We start from the raw sequence: 15,025 nt of genomic DNA on the forward strand, positions 1-15,025 counted from the left end.
TCACCGGCATGTCCTCTTCAAAGCCCACGGGCCACGGCCTTGTCGATCAGCCAGTCCATCGACGGGCCCCGGTCGCTGTTGACCGACACCGGGCGCCCGGCCAGCTCGCTGGGCATCGGCGCATCCGGCTTGATCTGCACGCGAATGTCCGAAGACAGGTCGTCGCTGTTCTGGCTGGTGCTGCTGACGATGCGACCCTGGCGCACGTCGTCTTCGCCGGCCACCTGGAAGTTGACGCGGGTGCCGGGCTGCACTTCGTCGAACTGGCGGTAGCTGAAACGGGCCTCGATGATCGGGTTGGTGGTGCGCGGGATCAGCTGGAAGATCACTGCGCCCTTGCTCGCGTATTGCCCGTCATCCACCAGCTGCCTGGCCACCACGCAGTCGCACGGGCTGGTGAGGGTGCCGCTGAGCTGCTTGCCGAACAGTTCCTCGACCCGCGCCGGCTCCAGTTGCTGGTCGTCCAGGTGGCCCTTGAGCAGGTCGAGCATGCTGGTGTTGAACGAGGCCAGCGGCGCGCCCTTGACCACCGGGCCGTCCGCCTTCACCAGGCTCTGCACGGTGCCGTCGCGCGGCATGGTGACGTTGGTGGTGGGGACGCTGACCACCCCGGCCTCGGCATGGCTGACGAAGTACAGGCCGTACACCGACTTGGCGATGAAGCCGAACGCGGCCACGCCAACCACGAACACGCCGAGGCTGAAGGTGACCGCACGCAGGCGGCCGAAGGCGCTCAGGCCGCCGCCGGTGTCCTTCTGCTTGCGCGCCTTGGTGAAGTTGTCGCGTTGCAGGGTGCTGAGCACGTCGCCGATGCTGATCAGCTCGCCCGACAGGTGCGAGGTGATGATGTGGCGCAGGGTGGCGATGTCGCGCTGTTCCAGGTTCTGGAACTGCACGCCGGTACGACCGTCGGCGACGTTGTGCGAGCGCACCTGGAACTCGATGTCGATGGCCAGGCCCAGGTTGTCGACCACGAACTGCAGGCGGCCGCGCACCACTTCGCCGACCTTCAGCGGGTGGCGGGTGTAGAAGCTCAGGCCACCGGCCGAGAGGTCCTCGACCTTGACTTCGAGGGTCTCGCGGTTGGCCCCCAGGTAGCGCAGCTTGGCGGGGATCTTTACCCGGGCGTGCTGACGCTGGGCTTCGGACTCATGCACGACATTGGCATTCACGGCGGTATTCATGGCGATATGTTCCTGTTTATTCCGTAGGGCGGCGGCTCACACGACCATGAACAGCACAGCGACGAAGATGCTGGCTGCCGAGAAGGTCATGGTCCGCGAAGACCAGGTGTTGAACCATTGTTGAAAGCTCGCGAGGTCGCGTTTGAGCGCAGTGGGCTGGCGGGTCCAGGACTGCTTGTCGAGGCGGAAGAACACGTAGATCTTCATGATTGCGCCGACGATCTGGTTGTAATAGAGAATCAGCGGGTAGGCCGGGCCGATGGCATGCCCCGAGCACATCAGCATCAGGGTCAGGATCAGGCGGGTGATGCCGATCCACAGCAGGTACACCAGCAGGAAGGCAGGGCCGAACTTGAGGCTGGCGATCAGCGCCACGGTGAGCCCGAGCAGGCTGGTCCACATCGACACGCGCTGGTCGAACAGCACCACGCTGGTGAACAGGCCGAGGCGGCGAACGCCCAGGCCCAGGGCGCGGGAGTTCTGGCGCAGGTTGTTGCCGTACCAGCGGTACATGAGCTTGCGGCTGGCCTTGATGAAGCTCTTTTCCGGCGGGTGCTCGACCGTGTTGATCGCCGCATCCGGCACGTAGAACGTGTCGTAGCCCAGGCGCATGAGGCTGAACCAGCTGGACTTGTCGTCGCCGGTGAGGAACTTGAAGCGGCCCAGGCGCCAGTGCTGCAGCGAGTCGTTCTCGACGTCCTTGATGAACTCGGGGTTGGTCACCACGGCGGCGCGGAACACCGACATGCGCCCGGTCATGGTCAGCACGCGCTTGGACAGGGCCATCGAGCACATGTTGATGTGGCGCTGGGCAAAGCGCAGCTTGTGCCACTCGCTCATGATGTAGCCGCCGCGCACTTCGCAGAATTCGTTGGTGGTCAGGCCACCGACATTGGGGTAGAGCTTGAACCAGGGCACGGTCTTGGCCACCACGCCTTCGCCGAGCACGGTGTCGCCGTCGATCACCGCGACCACTGCGTTCTCGTCGGGCAGGTGGCGCGAGATGGCGCGAAAGCCGTAGGCCAGGCCGTCACGCTTGCCGGTGCCGGCGATGCGCACGAAGTCCAGGGCCACGCGGTCGGGCGGGTTGAACTTGGCCCACAGGCTTTTCACCAGCAGTTCGTCGCTCATTTCCACCAGCGAGCAGACCACGGTGGTGGGGTAGCCGCAGTCGATTGCCTCGCGGATCACCGAGCTGTACACCTGCGCGGTGGTCAGGGCGTCGATGCGAAAGCTGGTGACCATCAGGTACACGTGCGACGGGTCGGCCGCGCTGCCCAGTTTGCGGACCTTGCGTCGCAGCATCGGGTAGACGATGTAGAGGAACAGCATGCCCCGCACGAAGTGCGTGGCACCCATGGAGTAACGCCAGATTCCGACAGCGCCGATGAGGAAGATGAAGTCCTTGGAGTCGGGGTCGAAAACGGTCTTGGGCAAGGCCAGGGCGATCAGCATGAGCAGGCTCACGTAGAACAGCCATCCGGCGACCTGTAGCAGGCCGTGCTTGAGCCTTTGCATGGTGTGCATCCGTAGCGAATGAATGGGAAGGAACTGCACGGGGCTGGGGCGACCCCGTGCAGTGGCTGCTGTTACCAGCAGATGCCTTCGGTGCGGCTGGTGGGGCAGGTCGGCTTGCCCATGAAGCCGACCAGGTCGATGACCTGCTTGCCGGCCGGGGCCTGTTGCGCCAGCGCACGGAACTTCTCGTCGCGGTTACCCAGCACGATCACGTCGGCGTGGTTGATCACCTGCTCGAAATCGGCGTTGAGCAGGGACGAGACGTGGGGGATCTTCGACTCGATGTAGTCCTTGTTGGCGCCGTGCACGCGGGCGTACTCGACGTTGCTGTCGTAGATGTTGAGCTCGTAGCCCTTGCCGATCAGGCGTTCGGCCAGTTCCACCAGCGGGCTCTCGCGCAGGTCGTCGGTGCCGGCCTTGAAGCTCAGGCCCAGCAGGGCAACCTTGCGCTTGTCGTGGCTTTCGATGATGTCGAAGGCGTTCTGCACCTGGGACTCGTTGCTGGTCATCAGCGAGTTGAGCAGCGGCGCCTTCACGTCCAGGCTGCCGGCGCGGTAGGTGAGGGCGCGCACGTCCTTGGGCAGGCACGAGCCGCCGAAGGCGAAGCCTGGGCGCATGTAGTACTGCGACAGGTTCAGGGCCTTGTCCTGGCACACCACTTCCATCACTTCGCGGCCATCGACGCCGCAGGCCTTGGCGATGTTGCCGATCTCGTTGGCGAAGGTGACCTTGGTGGCGTGCCACACGTTGCAGGTGTACTTGATCATCTCGGCCACTTCGATGTCCTTGCGGATGATCGGGGCGTCGAGCTCTTCGTAGAGGGCCTGCAGCACGTCGCCGCTGGCGCGGTCGAGTTCGCCGATGACAGTCATCGGCGGCTGGTCGTAGTCCTTGATCGCAGTGCTTTCGCGCAGGAACTCGGGGTTGACCGCCACGCCGAAATCGACGCCGGCCTTCTTGCCCGAGCAGTCTTCGAGAATCGGGATCACCACGTTCTTGACGGTGCCCGGCAGTACGGTGCTGCGCACCACGATGGTGTGGCGGCTGCTCTTGTCGCGCAGTACCAGACCGATTTCGCGGCACACCGACTCGATGTATTCCAGGCCCAGGTCGCCGTTCTTCTTGCTCGGCGTACCGACGCAGATCATCGACACGTCGCTGTCGCGAATGGCCTGGGCAAAATCGGTGGTGCCCCGCAGGCGCTGGTTGGCAATGCCTTGCTGCAACAGAGCCTCGAGGCCCGGTTCCACGATGGGGGATTTGCCCTGGTTGATCAGGTCGATCTTGGTCGCCGATACATCCACGCCGATCACTTCATGGCCCCGGGCGGACAGGCAGCCCGCACAGACCGCACCTACATAACCCAAACCAAAGATGCTGATACGCATCGCATTCACCTCATGTGTTTATCATGTCGGCGCACAACTAAGCGCCAGACCGGGTTGGTTGACCAGCAAATTCAGGGTGCACGGAAGTGTCACGGTTAAACCGCTAACTGCCGGCAGGCAAATTAAATTGGAGTGCGAAAAATAAACGGCACTCAAGTTGGCGGCTAATGGCCATTTACATTAGGGGGTGAGCCCTGGACGGTATCCGTCTTTATTGCAGTACCCACTGCGTGTACTGCTGTGCTTGTTATTTCAAGTGGATTAAATCCTTTGAAATCAACCACTAGGACGATTTTTAAGGGTGCTCTCTCCTGGCTTGGACGCGTAATCTTGTCGAACAATTGCGCGGACAATAAAGTGCTTTCAAAACTTCCTGATACTGTCCATTTGTCATGTACGTCATCTCTCACATCCATCACGAGATAATCCGTACCGGTGGTATGAGCGAGCCTCAAGGGGATAAGTTCCAGGCTCGCCCGAGTCGCCGTGAAGGATTTTTTAATATTTCAACAGTTGACGATACTTTCACTTTGATAGCACACGGCAGTTTCGTCCCGTGTCTGTAGGGCAAACTTGGAGGGGGATGTTTTTATGCCAGCATGAAAAAAAATTTCAGGATATTTCGTCAGAAAACTACGAACGGTCTTATGACGTTTGGCGATAGGGCTAGAGGGGGTGGTTTTTTGGCGCCACGGGATTGGCGCCTGGCGGGCTGTGAGGACGCCATCGCGAGTCAAGCCCGCGCCCGCAAGGATTCAGGTGATCCCGGTGGGAGCGGGGGGACCCGCGATGCTTTCTACTCGGCCGGGTGGTCGCGCAGGAACACCAGGTTGTCCGGTTTGGACTGCTCGGCACTGTAGTAGTAGCCCTGCACGTCGAACTGCTTGAGCCGCTCGGGGTCGTCGATGCGCTCCTGGGTCACGAAGCGGGTCATCATGCCCCGCGCCTTCTTGGCATAGAAGCTGATGATCTTGTACTGGCCATTCTTGAAGTCGCGAAACTCGGTGTTGATCACCCGCGCCTTCAACGCGCTGCGCTTGACCGCCGAGAAGTACTCGTTGCTGGCCAGGTTCAGCAGCAGGTCGTCGCCTTGCTCGGCCAGCGCCTGGTTCAGCCACTCGCTGATGCGCGTGCCCCAGAAGGCGTAGAGGTCCTTGCCGCGGGCGTTGGCCAGCTTGGTGCCCATCTCCAGCCGGTAGGGCTGCATCAGGTCCAGCGGACGCAGCAGGCCGTACAGCCCCGACAGCATGCGCAGGTGCTGCTGGGCATAGGTGAAGTCGTCTTCGCTCAGGCTCTGTGCATCCAGGCCGGTGTACACGTCGCCCTTGAACGCCAGCAGCGCCTGCTTGGCGTTGGCCGGGGTGAAGTTCGGGGTCCAGCTGCCGAAGCGCGCGGCATTGAGGCCGGCCAACTTGTCCGAGAGGTGCATCAGGTCGCTGATCTGCTGCGGCGAAAGTTCGCGCAGTTGCAGGATCAGTTCCTGGGAGTCGTCCAGGTATTGCGGCAGGGTGTGCCGCTGGGTAACGGGCGGGGTGTCGTAATCGAGGGTCTTGGCGGGTGAGATCACCGTCAGCATGAGGTCGGCTCCTTGAATCGTGGCGTCGATTCTACGGGCGGGGGGCGCCGATCTCCAGCTATCGCGCCAATAGCCAAGACCCTGGCGGCGCTTGGCGCTATAGTGCGCGGCGAGAAAATGGAGAGTGTGATCGTGCGCATAGCCCTTCTTTTACTGGCCGGCCTGCTGAGCACGCTGGTGCACGCTGCCCCGATCGAGCTGGCCCGGTTCGACCGCAGCGTGTGGCCCGAACAACTCGACAGCCCGGCCCTGTTCGATGTGGCCTCGCGTGCCGAAATCCTCAGCTTTGCCCGCGTGCTGTATGACAGCGAGGCCCTGAGCGAGGCGCAGCTGGCCGAGCGCCTGAACCTTCGCCAGGTCAACCTGGTGACGCTGAATGCCTTGCGTCAGCGCCTGTGGCAGCGGCTGTGGCGCAACTATGACCTGGCCCAGCAGAGCTGCGAGCAGGACGCCTCGTTCTGTTACGCCATCGACAGCCTGCCGGACCTGCGCCAGCAGGCGGGCAAGTTCAGTGTTGCAGACGATTCGTTCTACGCCGGTTGGGCGCAGCCAAGCCGGCGTTTTCACGAGTACTACCTGAACGAGCAATTGCGCAAGGCGGCGCTGTTTACCCAGACCTCCAGCGAGGTGGAGCGGTTTTCCGACCAGGAGCGCGATGGCCAGGCACTCAACGACCGGCTGTTCGTGATCAGCTTCGATGGCGGCCCGGGGCCGGCTACCGAGGCGCTGACCGACTACCTGCGCCGGCAGAAGCTTGGCGGGCTGTTCTTCGTGGTGGGCAAGAACCTGCAGGCGCGCCGCGACCAGACCTCGGCCGCAGCGCTGCAGCAACTGTATGCCGGGCAGTGCGTGGGGCTGCAGGGCTGGCAGTACAGCTCGCATGCGCAGTGGACCGGCTGGCAGGACTCGGTGGTCTCCAGCCGGGCACTGGTGCAGAGCAGCCTGCCCGAGGCATTCGTGCCGCTGTTTCGCCCGCCCTACGGGCAGCGCCGCGCCGACAGTGCGGCGTTTTTTGCCGGCCAGCAGCTGCAGGTGATGTTGTGGGATATCGACGCCCAGGACCAGGCTGGGTTGAATGCCGAGCAGTCGGCGCAGCGAGTACTGAGCCTGATGCTGCTGTGGCGCCGCGGGGTGATCCAGTTTCATGACGGCCAGCCCAGGGCCCAGGCGGCGATCGACTGGTTGCTGCAGCACACGGCCCAGAGCGGGATTGGCTGGGGCAACTGCCGGGAATTTGCCGAAACCCCGTAATCGCTGGGCGCGGCGGCACCCGGCGGAAAAAATCGCCAGGCGTTCATCGGGGTTTGATCATTAACTGTAGTGGTGCTTGCGGCTCACGCCAAGGGCTTGACCGCACAACGAAAAATAAACTTCAAAAAAACGTAAAAACGCTTTTTATCGTCACGGGTTTTGCGGTATCAAGAAGTCAGACCGCCGAACCCTGCAGCACAGGTGGCGTACTAATGGCCCCTCCTTTGTTCGCAGCTTCCCTACCGTAACGACGCGGCCAGGGGGAGACCGGCGGTCACTTCGCGGCGCAGCACCGCCCAGGTATTGCGTCGTCTGGCCCCTACAAAGGTGACCGAGTATGGATGATCAAGGACGTAACGTTTCTTCCAACCAGCCAATCCTTTACGTGCTCGATACCAATGTTCTGATTCACGATCCGAACGCCTTGCTGAATTTCGAGGAACACCACGTCGCGCTGCCGATGACCGTGCTCGAGGAGCTCGACAAACTCAAGACCGGCAAACACACGATCGCCGCCGAATGCCGCCAGGCCATTCGTCTGATCGACCAGACCCTGGGCGATGCCACGCCCGAGGATGTCGAGCAGGGCGTACCGATCCAGCGCGGCAAGAGCGGCCCCAAGGGCTTCCTGTCGATCCTGATGACCCCACGCGCCGAACCCAACCGGCTGCTGCCCGAACACCTCAACGACAACATCATCATCAACCAGTTGCTCGAGCTGCGTAGCCGGCGCAAGGAACTGGACGTGGTGCTGGTGACCAAAGACATCAACATGCGCCTCAAGGCCCGCGCCTGCGGTATCGCCGCCGAGGACTACAGTACCGATCAGCTGGTCGACGACGTTTCGTTGCTGCCCAAGGGCTACCATTCGGTCAGCGGCTCGTTCTGGGACCGCGTCAACAAGGTCGAGACCCGCCAGGAGCGCGGGCGCACCTGGCACCGCGTGCAGCTGGCCGACAACCTGCCGGCGGTTCACATCAACGAGTTCATCATCGACGAGCAGGGCTTCGTCGGCTGGGTCAAGGGCATCCGTGACAGCGAGTTGCTGCTGCTCGACCTGCATCAGGAGCCACTGCTGCACCAGGAAGCCTGGGGCCTGAAACCGCGTGACATCCATCAGGGCCTGGCGCTGTTCGCCCTGCTCGACCCCGACATCCACCTGGTCAACCTCACCGGTGCCGCAGGTTCGGGCAAGACCATCCTGGCACTGGCCGCAGCCATCGAGCAGACCATGGTCAGCAAGCGCTATCGGCGCATCATCGCCACCCGCAGCGTGCAGGGGCTGGACCAGGAAATCGGCTTCCTGCCGGGCACCGAAGCGGAAAAAATGGAGCCCTGGCTGGGGGCGATCACCGACAACCTCGAAGCCTTGCACATGGACGACGAAAACACCCATGGCAGCGTCGAGTACATCCTCGAGCGCGTGCCGTTGCAGTTCAAGTCGCTCAACTACATTCGCGGTCGCAGCTTCCAGCAGAGCCTGATCCTGATCGACGAATGCCAGAACCTCACCCCGCACCAGATGAAGACCATCATCACCCGTGCCGGGGCCGGTTCCAAGGTGATCTGCCTGGGCAACCTGGCGCAGATCGACACCCCTTACCTGTCCGCCACCAGCTCGGGCCTGACCTACCTGACCGAGCGCTTCAAGGACTTCCCCAACGGCGTGCACATCACCCTGCAGGGCGTGCCGCGTTCGGTCCTGGCCGAATACGCCGAATCCCACCTGTAACCCCTGCCACCGGGCGGCCTTGCGCCGCCCGGTTTTTTCCGCTGCCTAATGTTGACCCCTGGGTTTACAATCGGTGCTCCTGATCAGGAGTAACCCTGTGCTGACTCATCTCGATTCCCAAGGTCGGGCCAACATGGTCGACGTCACCGACAAAGCCGTCACCTCGCGCGAGGCGGTGGCCGAAGCGCGGGTGCGCATGCTCCCGCAAACCTTGCAGATGATCGTGGCTGGCGGCCACCCCAAGGGCGACGTGTTTGCCGTGGCGCGCATTGCCGGCATCCAGGCGGCGAAGAAGACCAGCGATCTGATCCCGCTGTGCCACCCGTTGATGCTCACCAGCGTCAAGCTCGAGCTGGTTGGCGAAGGCGACGACACGGTGCATATCGTGGCGCGCTGCAAGCTGGCCGGGCAGACCGGCGTCGAGATGGAGGCCCTGACGGCCGCCAGTGTGGCGGCGCTGACGATCTACGACATGTGCAAGGCCGTGGACCGGGGCATGACCATCCACAGCGTGCGTGTGCTGGAAAAACTGGGCGGTAAGAGCGGGCACTACCAGGTGGAGGCGCCATGAACATCGACGTGGTGTATTTCGCGCGGTATCGCGAGGCGCTGGAAAGCGACGGCGAACGCCTCGACGGGCCGTTCGACAGCGTCGACGATGTGCGCAAGGCCCTGGTGGCACGCGGGGAGGGGTACGCGATGCTGGGCGAGCAGAACCTGATGTGCGCGCGCAACCAGGAGTTGTGCAGGCTCGACGAGCCGGTGGCCGACGGCGACGAAGTGGCGTTCTTTCCGCCCGTGACCGGGGGCTGAGGTGGGCGTTCGAGTGCAGGCCGGCGCGTTCGACCCCGGTGCCGAGACCAATGCGATGCACGCGGCCAACGTCGGGGTGGGCGCGGTGGTGTCGTTTGTCGGCTATGTGCGCGACTTCAACGACGGTCGCGAGGTGGCGGGGATGTTCCTGGAGCATTACCCGGGCATGACCGAAAAGGCCCTGGCCAAGATCGTGCTGGAGGCCGAGCAGCGCTGGCCTTTGCTCAAGGTCGAAGTGCTGCACCGTATCGGCGCATTGCAGCCGGGCGAGCCGATCGTGTTCGTGGGGGTAGCCAGTGCGCACCGGCAGGCGGCGTTCCAGGCGTGCGACTTCGTGATGGACTATCTCAAGACCCGCGCGCCGTTCTGGAAGAAGGAGCAGACCGGCGAGGGGCCGCGCTGGGTCGAGGGGCGCCAGAGTGATGCGGACGCGGCGGGGCGTTGGTAGACGCGCCGCCGGCAAGGCTGGCACCTGCAACGGTGCGGTGCCGCGAATCGGTTGAAAATTAATACACAAAAGTCCAGTATGGAATTATAAGTACAAAATAGTTCCAGGCTGCCTTGTGCCCGCCGCTTTTTCCTCTGTCTTGCAACACACCCCAACAACGAGCGAGAGAGACCGCTGATGAAAACCCCATCCCTGTTGGCTGCGCTGGCGTTGAGCCTGTTTGCCGCCGCCCCGTCGTTCGCCGCTGAAAAGACCCTGCGCATCGGTATCGAAGCCGCCTACCCACCGTTCGCGTTCAAGACCGCCGACGGCGCTATCAGTGGCTTCGACTACGACATCGGCAACGCCCTGTGCGCGCAGATGCAGGTCAAGTGCCAGTGGACCGAACAGGAATACGACGGCCTGATCCCGTCGCTCAAGGTCAAGAAGATCGACGCCGCCCTGTCGTCGATCACCATCACCGAAGACCGCAAGAAGTCGGTGGACTTCACCCACAAGTACTACTTCACCTCCGCACGCCTGGCCATGAAGGTCGGCAGCCAGGTCGATGACGACTTCGCCAACCTCAAGGGCAAGCGCATCGGCGTGCAGCGCGCGACCACCACCGACCGCTATGTGACTGCGGAACTGGTGCCCAAGGGCATCGAGATCGTGCGCTACACCAGCAACGAGGAAATCTTCATGGACCTGGTGGCCGGTCGCCTGGACGGTGTGTTCGCTGACACCATCCCGCTTGAACAGGGCTTCTTGGAGACGCCCAAGGGCCAGGGTTACGGGTTTGTCGGGCCAGAGCTGAAAGACCCCAAGTACGTGGGTGAGGGCGCCGGGATCGCGGTGCGCAAGGGCAACGCCGAACTGGTGGCCCAGTTGAACGCGGCCATCGACGCCATTCGCGCCAATGGCGAGTACCAGAAGATCCAGGCCAAGTACTTCAAGTCCGACATCTACGGCGACTGACCGTCGCCTGCCCGAGGCCTGAGTTCGTTCAGGCCTTGAGCTCCTTGAGGTGCTTGTACACCGTGGCCCGGCCCATGTTCAGCACGTTGGCCACGTAGTTGGCGGCGCTCTTGCCGCGAAACGCACCCTCGGCGTGCAGGGCCAGCACCAGTTCGCGCTTGTGGTCGCGATTCAGGTTGCTCAGTGCCAGCTGGCGCTCGCGCAGCCAGCTGTTGAGAAACGTGTTGATGCGCTCCTGCCAGTCATCGCGAAACAGCGCGTCGGGCTGGGCGATCAGCCGGGTGGGCGAGAGAAACAGGTCCAGCGCCGCCTTGGCGTTTTCGAACATCGAGATGTTCAGGTTGATGCACAGCACGGCCTGCGGCTTGCCTTGGGCGTCGCGCAGCACGGTGCTGAGCGAGCGGATCTTCTGCCCGTCCCAATTGAGCTTTTCGTAGGGGCCGATGTTGGTTTCGTCGGTACCTGCCTCGAACATGTCTTCCAGGGCCGCATCGTCGCCGATCTCGCGCTTGGACAGGTTATTGGCGATGTAGTCGATCTTCTGGCTGCGCAGGTCGTGCAGCACCACCTCGGCGTGGGGGAAGAACAGCGTGGCGATGGCGTCGGCAATCGCGCGAAAGTTGCTCAGGGCGGGGTCGTGGGGCGGTATCGGCATGCAGGCGGGCTCCAGGCGGTGTCAGCGCCCTAGGCGAAGGGCGCTGGGAGTGTGCCGCAAACGCGGGCGGGCGTCACCCGTGCAGGCGGTACAGGGCGTTGGCCAGGGCGATGTCTTCCAGGCCCAGGCCGATGGAGCGGAAGAAGGCATGGCGCTGGTAGGTCGGGCGCGGCGCCTGCTCGCTGAGCAACTGGGCCAGGTCGCCGATGATGGCGTCGGCCTGCCAGCCGTGCTGCTCGCTGGCGATGCGCATCTCGCCGGCCGAGCCGGGTGTGGTCAGGCGGTAGTCGCAGTACACGTCCATGTTGGTCAGGCACTCGGGCGGCACTTCGTGGGCGCGTACCGCGTTGGTGCTGATCGAGGTGATCAGGGCCGGCTTGCTCAGCTGGCGCGGGTCGATCACAGGCTTTGCCGACGAGGTGCACAGCATGATCACGTCGGCGTCGTGCAGTGCTGATTGCAGGTCGTCCACCAGGCTCAGGCGCGGGTCGAGTGCACCGAGGGCTTCGCGCTGCTCGGCGCTTTTATCCTTGAGGCCTGGCGAGTGCAGGCGGATGTCCTGCCAGTCGCGCACGCCGCGTACATAGTGCAGGTGGGCCTGGGCGATGGGGCCGCTGCCGATCACGGTCAGGCGCCTGGCGCTGGTGGGGGCCAGGGCGTCGACCGCGACGGCGGTGGTGGCAGCGGTGCGTGCGGTGGTCAGTTCGCCGGCGTCGCACAATAGCAGTGGCTGGCCGCTGTCCATGGACATCAGCAATGTCCAGGCGGTGATCAGCGGCGCGCCTTCGCGCACGATGTAGGGCGAGGTCTTGACGCCGTAGACGCGGTCTTCGGCGAGCACCCCGCCGTAGTTGATGAAGTCGCCCCTGCCGGCCGGGAACTCCACCAGCTGTTGCGGCGGCTGCACGGCCTGGCCGGCGGCCAGGTCACGGAACAGCTTGCGCAGGATCTGCGGCACGTCCACCTGCGCGAGCAGTTGGCGGGCCAGGGGCTGGTCGATCACGCGTGGGGTAGACATGCGGCGCTCCATTTGAACTATTTTGTCTATTATGGACAAATAGTTTAATTGCGCCAACCCTATCGCGGGTCGAGCCCGCCCCCACAATCATTACTGTTGTCGCTGTGGGAGCGGGCTTGACCCGCGATGAGCCAGCCCGGTCAGCGCAAAAAAAAACGCAGCCGGCGAGGGCTGCGTTTTCTGTCCATCAATCGACTCAGTGATGCTTGCGCGCCACCGGCTTGAGCAGCTCGGTCGGCGGGGTCTCGCAACTGATCTTGCGCCCCAGCAATGCCTCGATACCCGGCAGCTGGTACGAATCGTCCTCACCGGCGAAGCTGATCGACACGCCACTGGTACCCGCACGGCCGGTACGGCCGATACGGTGCACGTAGTCGTCCGGGTCTTCGGGCAGGGTGAAGTTGATCACGTGGCTGATGCCGTCGATGTGGATCCCGCGACCGGCCACATCGGTGGCCACCAGCACGGTGACCCGGCCTTCGCGGAAATTCTCCAGGGTCTTGATGCGCTTGTGCTGCGGCACATCGCCCGACAATTGCGCGGCATTCACGCCGTCACGCACCAGGCGCTCTTCGATACGGCGCACCTCGTCCTTGCGGTTGGCGAACACGATGACCCGCTCCCACTTGTTCTCGGTCACCAGGTTGTACAGCAGCTTGTACTTGTCGGCACCGGCTACCGCATACACATGCTGCTCGACGGTTTCGCTGGCAACGTTCTCCGGCTCGATCTCGACGATGGCCGGGTCGGTGGTCCACTGTTGCGCCAGGTTCATCACGTCTTCGGTGAAGGTGGCCGAGAACAGCAGCGTCTGGCGCTCGCTCTTGGGCGGGGTCTGGCGGATGATCTGGCGAACCTGCGGGATGAAGCCCATGTCGAGCATGCGGTCGGCTTCGTCCAGCACCAGCACCTCGACCATGTCCAGGTGCGCTTCGCCGCGCTGGTTGAAGTCCAGCAGGCGACCCGGGGTGGCCACCAGGATGTCGCAGTGGCGTGCCTCAAGGGCCTTGAGCTGCTTGTCGAAGTCCATGCCACCGACGAACGTCATCACGTTCAGGCCGGTGTACTTGGTCAGCTCGGCGGCGTCCTTGGCGATCTGCACCACCAGTTCGCGGGTAGGGGCGATGATCAGCGCCCGCGGCTCGCCCATGTAGCGCTCTTTGGGCGGCGGGGTCTGTTGCAGCTGGCTGATGATCGAGATCAGGAACGCGGCGGTCTTGCCGGTGCCGGTCTGGGCCCGGCCGATCGCATCCTTGCCACGCAGGGTGAAGCCCAGTACTTCGGCCTGGATCGGCGTGCAGTACGGGAAGCCCAGGTCGTGGATGGCATGCATCAGCTCGGGCGAGAGCTTGAAGTCGTGGAAGCGGGTCTTGCCCTCTTGCGGTTCCACCACAAAGTCTTCCAGTTTCCAGGTGCTGGCCTGGGGTTTTGGCTTGCGCTCGCGGCGCGGCTTGGCCTCGACCGGTTTGCTCGCCGGTTGCTCCAGGGGTTTTTCCGCCGGCTTTTCGGCGCGCGCTGGCGCGGCGGCTTCGGTCTGAGCCTTGAGCGGCGCGGCGGGAGCCGGGGCCTTGGGTGCTGCGGGCGGCTGCACGGTAGCAACGCTTTCGGTGGCGAGTTGCTCAACCTCGCTCTTTCCGAACATCTTCTTGAGTGCTTTGAGCACGGTCATCTCATCAATTGGTTAAGGAATGTACGCCGGCCAGTGTAATGCAAGATTCGGGCGCGGCGTAGTGGATTGCTCCGACAACTACAGGCAAGGCGTTTTTTAGCGCAGACGCTCGATCAGCCAGGCGCCGATGTCCTGGATTTCCTCGGGCAGCACGGCGTGTTCCATCGGGTATTCCTTCCACTGCACGGTGACGCCCCAGCTGTTCAGGTACTCGAAGGCGGCACGCCCCATGGACGGGATGACCACCGGGTCGTACACGCCGTGCAGGCACAGCGCCGGAATGCGCTGCTGGCTGGCGCTGAGCACGGTGCTGTCGGTGAAGGTCGGGGCGTAGGTGGAAAGGGCCATTACCCCGCCCAGCGTCTCCTGCCACTTTACATAGGCGGTGTGCAGAACCACTGCACCGCCCTGGGAGAAGCCGGCCAGGATGATGCGCGACAGGGCGACGCCCTTGGCCTGTTCCTGCTTGATCAGGTCGATGACTGCCTGTGCCGAGGCGTCGAGTTGCGCTTCGTCGATGGCGCGTGCACCCGGCGTCAGCGCCTTGATGTCGTACCAGCTGGGCATGGCGTAGCCATTGTTGATGGTGACTGGCTGGGTGGGTGCCTGCGGCATCACGAAGCGCGTGCTCAGCAGCACTTCCTGCAGGGCTTCGGCCACCGGCATGAAGTCATAGCGGTCGGCGCCCAGGCCATGCAGCCAGATGACACAGGCGTCGGCGGTTTTCTGGGGTTCGAGAATCAGGGGATTGGTCATGACTGCTCCGAAAAAGTGCACGCAGGCCGGGGTGCGTGCTTGAAGAAAGGCATCGCTGGC

The 15,025-nt window shown here is 63.4% G+C and carries 14 protein-coding genes; 6 read left to right on the forward strand and 8 right to left on the reverse strand.

From position 1 onward, the window contains the following. Positions 1-17: 17 nt before the first annotated feature. From QMX96_RS18970 to yaaA, 4 genes are all read right to left on the reverse strand, one after another. Complete coding sequence (locus tag QMX96_RS18970; protein WP_043861005.1) at positions 18-1,184, reverse strand: alginate biosynthesis protein Alg44; 1,167 nt, start codon at positions 1,182-1,184, stop codon at positions 18-20. Positions 1,185-1,220: 36 nt separating this feature from the next. After that, a complete protein-coding gene (gene alg8, locus QMX96_RS18975; protein ID WP_043861006.1) occupies positions 1,221-2,702 on the reverse strand; it encodes a mannuronan synthase in 1,482 nt (493 codons plus the stop codon). Positions 2,703-2,773: 71 nt separating this feature from the next. After that, positions 2,774-4,090 (reverse strand): UDP-glucose/GDP-mannose dehydrogenase family protein, encoded by a 1,317-nt coding sequence (locus tag QMX96_RS18980; protein WP_043861007.1) that lies wholly within the window; start codon positions 4,088-4,090, stop codon positions 2,774-2,776. Positions 4,091-4,886: 796 nt separating this feature from the next. Beyond that, positions 4,887-5,666: a peroxide stress protein YaaA gene (gene yaaA / locus QMX96_RS18985; RefSeq protein ID WP_043861008.1), complete on the reverse strand. Its 780-nt coding sequence runs from the start codon at positions 5,664-5,666 to the stop codon at positions 4,887-4,889. Positions 5,667-5,798: 132 nt separating this feature from the next. Here yaaA and QMX96_RS18990 point away from each other — a divergent pair, with 132 nt between their 5' ends. The 6 genes from QMX96_RS18990 (at position 5,799) to QMX96_RS19015 (ending at position 10,867) form a co-directional block, all read left to right on the forward strand. Then, positions 5,799-6,917 (forward strand): polysaccharide deacetylase family protein, encoded by a 1,119-nt coding sequence (locus tag QMX96_RS18990; RefSeq protein ID WP_274096806.1) that lies wholly within the window; start codon positions 5,799-5,801, stop codon positions 6,915-6,917. 337 nt (positions 6,918-7,254) lie between these two features. Continuing rightward, positions 7,255-8,649, forward strand: coding sequence for a PhoH family protein (locus tag QMX96_RS18995; RefSeq protein WP_043861009.1), 1,395 nt, complete (start codon positions 7,255-7,257; stop codon positions 8,647-8,649). Between the two features lie 97 nt (positions 8,650-8,746). Continuing rightward, positions 8,747-9,220 (forward strand): cyclic pyranopterin monophosphate synthase MoaC, encoded by a 474-nt coding sequence (moaC, locus tag QMX96_RS19000; protein WP_043861010.1) that lies wholly within the window; start codon positions 8,747-8,749, stop codon positions 9,218-9,220. After that, entirely contained in the window at positions 9,217-9,462 is a 246-nt protein-coding gene (locus QMX96_RS19005) for a MoaD/ThiS family protein (RefSeq protein WP_278929140.1), read from the forward strand. Before moaC ends, QMX96_RS19005 begins: the two co-directional genes overlap by 4 nt. Before the next feature lies 1 nt (position 9,463). Then, the gene (gene moaE, locus QMX96_RS19010; RefSeq protein ID WP_043861012.1) at positions 9,464-9,910 is read left to right on the forward strand and encodes a molybdopterin synthase catalytic subunit MoaE; all 447 of its coding nucleotides are present in this window, start codon (positions 9,464-9,466) and stop codon (positions 9,908-9,910) included. A gap of 177 nt (positions 9,911-10,087) precedes the next feature. Next, positions 10,088-10,867 (forward strand): ABC transporter substrate-binding protein, encoded by a 780-nt coding sequence (locus QMX96_RS19015; protein WP_210014194.1) that lies wholly within the window; start codon positions 10,088-10,090, stop codon positions 10,865-10,867. A gap of 28 nt (positions 10,868-10,895) precedes the next feature. Here QMX96_RS19015 and QMX96_RS19020 read toward each other — a convergent pair whose 3' ends face one another. From QMX96_RS19020 to QMX96_RS19035, 4 genes are all read right to left on the reverse strand, one after another. Then, positions 10,896-11,522, reverse strand: coding sequence for a PAS domain-containing protein (locus QMX96_RS19020; RefSeq protein ID WP_054914846.1), 627 nt, complete (start codon positions 11,520-11,522; stop codon positions 10,896-10,898). 73 nt (positions 11,523-11,595) lie between these two features. Then, on the reverse strand, positions 11,596-12,540 hold the full coding sequence (locus tag QMX96_RS19025; protein WP_282362227.1) for an ornithine cyclodeaminase family protein: 945 nt from the start codon (positions 12,538-12,540) through the stop codon (positions 11,596-11,598). Between the two features lie 196 nt (positions 12,541-12,736). After that, positions 12,737-14,203 (reverse strand): ATP-dependent RNA helicase RhlB, encoded by a 1,467-nt coding sequence (gene rhlB, locus QMX96_RS19030; RefSeq protein WP_078479565.1) that lies wholly within the window; start codon positions 14,201-14,203, stop codon positions 12,737-12,739. Between the two features lie 102 nt (positions 14,204-14,305). Beyond that, positions 14,306-14,965, reverse strand: coding sequence for an alpha/beta fold hydrolase (locus QMX96_RS19035; protein ID WP_043861016.1), 660 nt, complete (start codon positions 14,963-14,965; stop codon positions 14,306-14,308). Positions 14,966-15,025 lie beyond the last annotated feature (60 nt).

Source organism: Pseudomonas sp. PS01300 (assembly GCF_029960155.1).
GTDB lineage: Bacteria > Pseudomonadota > Gammaproteobacteria > Pseudomonadales > Pseudomonadaceae > Aquipseudomonas > Aquipseudomonas palmensis.

What these genes read in the sequence shown, in the direction of transcription:
- QMX96_RS18970 (WP_043861005.1), bottom strand. Translation starts at nt 1,184, where the DNA reads ATGAATACCGCCGTGAATGCCAATGTCGTGCATGAGTCCGAAGCCCAG.
- alg8 (WP_043861006.1), bottom strand. Translation starts at nt 2,702, where the DNA reads ATGCAAAGGCTCAAGCACGGCCTGCTACAGGTCGCCGGATGGCTGTTC.
- QMX96_RS18980 (WP_043861007.1), bottom strand. Translation starts at nt 4,090, where the DNA reads ATGCGTATCAGCATCTTTGGTTTGGGTTATGTAGGTGCGGTCTGTGCG.
- yaaA (WP_043861008.1), bottom strand. Translation starts at nt 5,666, where the DNA reads ATGCTGACGGTGATCTCACCCGCCAAGACCCTCGATTACGACACCCCG.
- QMX96_RS18995 (WP_043861009.1), top strand. Translation starts at nt 7,255, where the DNA reads ATGGATGATCAAGGACGTAACGTTTCTTCCAACCAGCCAATCCTTTAC.
- QMX96_RS19005 (WP_278929140.1), top strand. Translation starts at nt 9,217, where the DNA reads ATGAACATCGACGTGGTGTATTTCGCGCGGTATCGCGAGGCGCTGGAA.
- QMX96_RS19015 (WP_210014194.1), top strand. Translation starts at nt 10,088, where the DNA reads ATGAAAACCCCATCCCTGTTGGCTGCGCTGGCGTTGAGCCTGTTTGCC.
- QMX96_RS19020 (WP_054914846.1), bottom strand. Translation starts at nt 11,522, where the DNA reads ATGCCGATACCGCCCCACGACCCCGCCCTGAGCAACTTTCGCGCGATT.
- QMX96_RS19025 (WP_282362227.1), bottom strand. Translation starts at nt 12,540, where the DNA reads ATGTCTACCCCACGCGTGATCGACCAGCCCCTGGCCCGCCAACTGCTC.
- QMX96_RS19035 (WP_043861016.1), bottom strand. Translation starts at nt 14,965, where the DNA reads ATGACCAATCCCCTGATTCTCGAACCCCAGAAAACCGCCGACGCCTGT.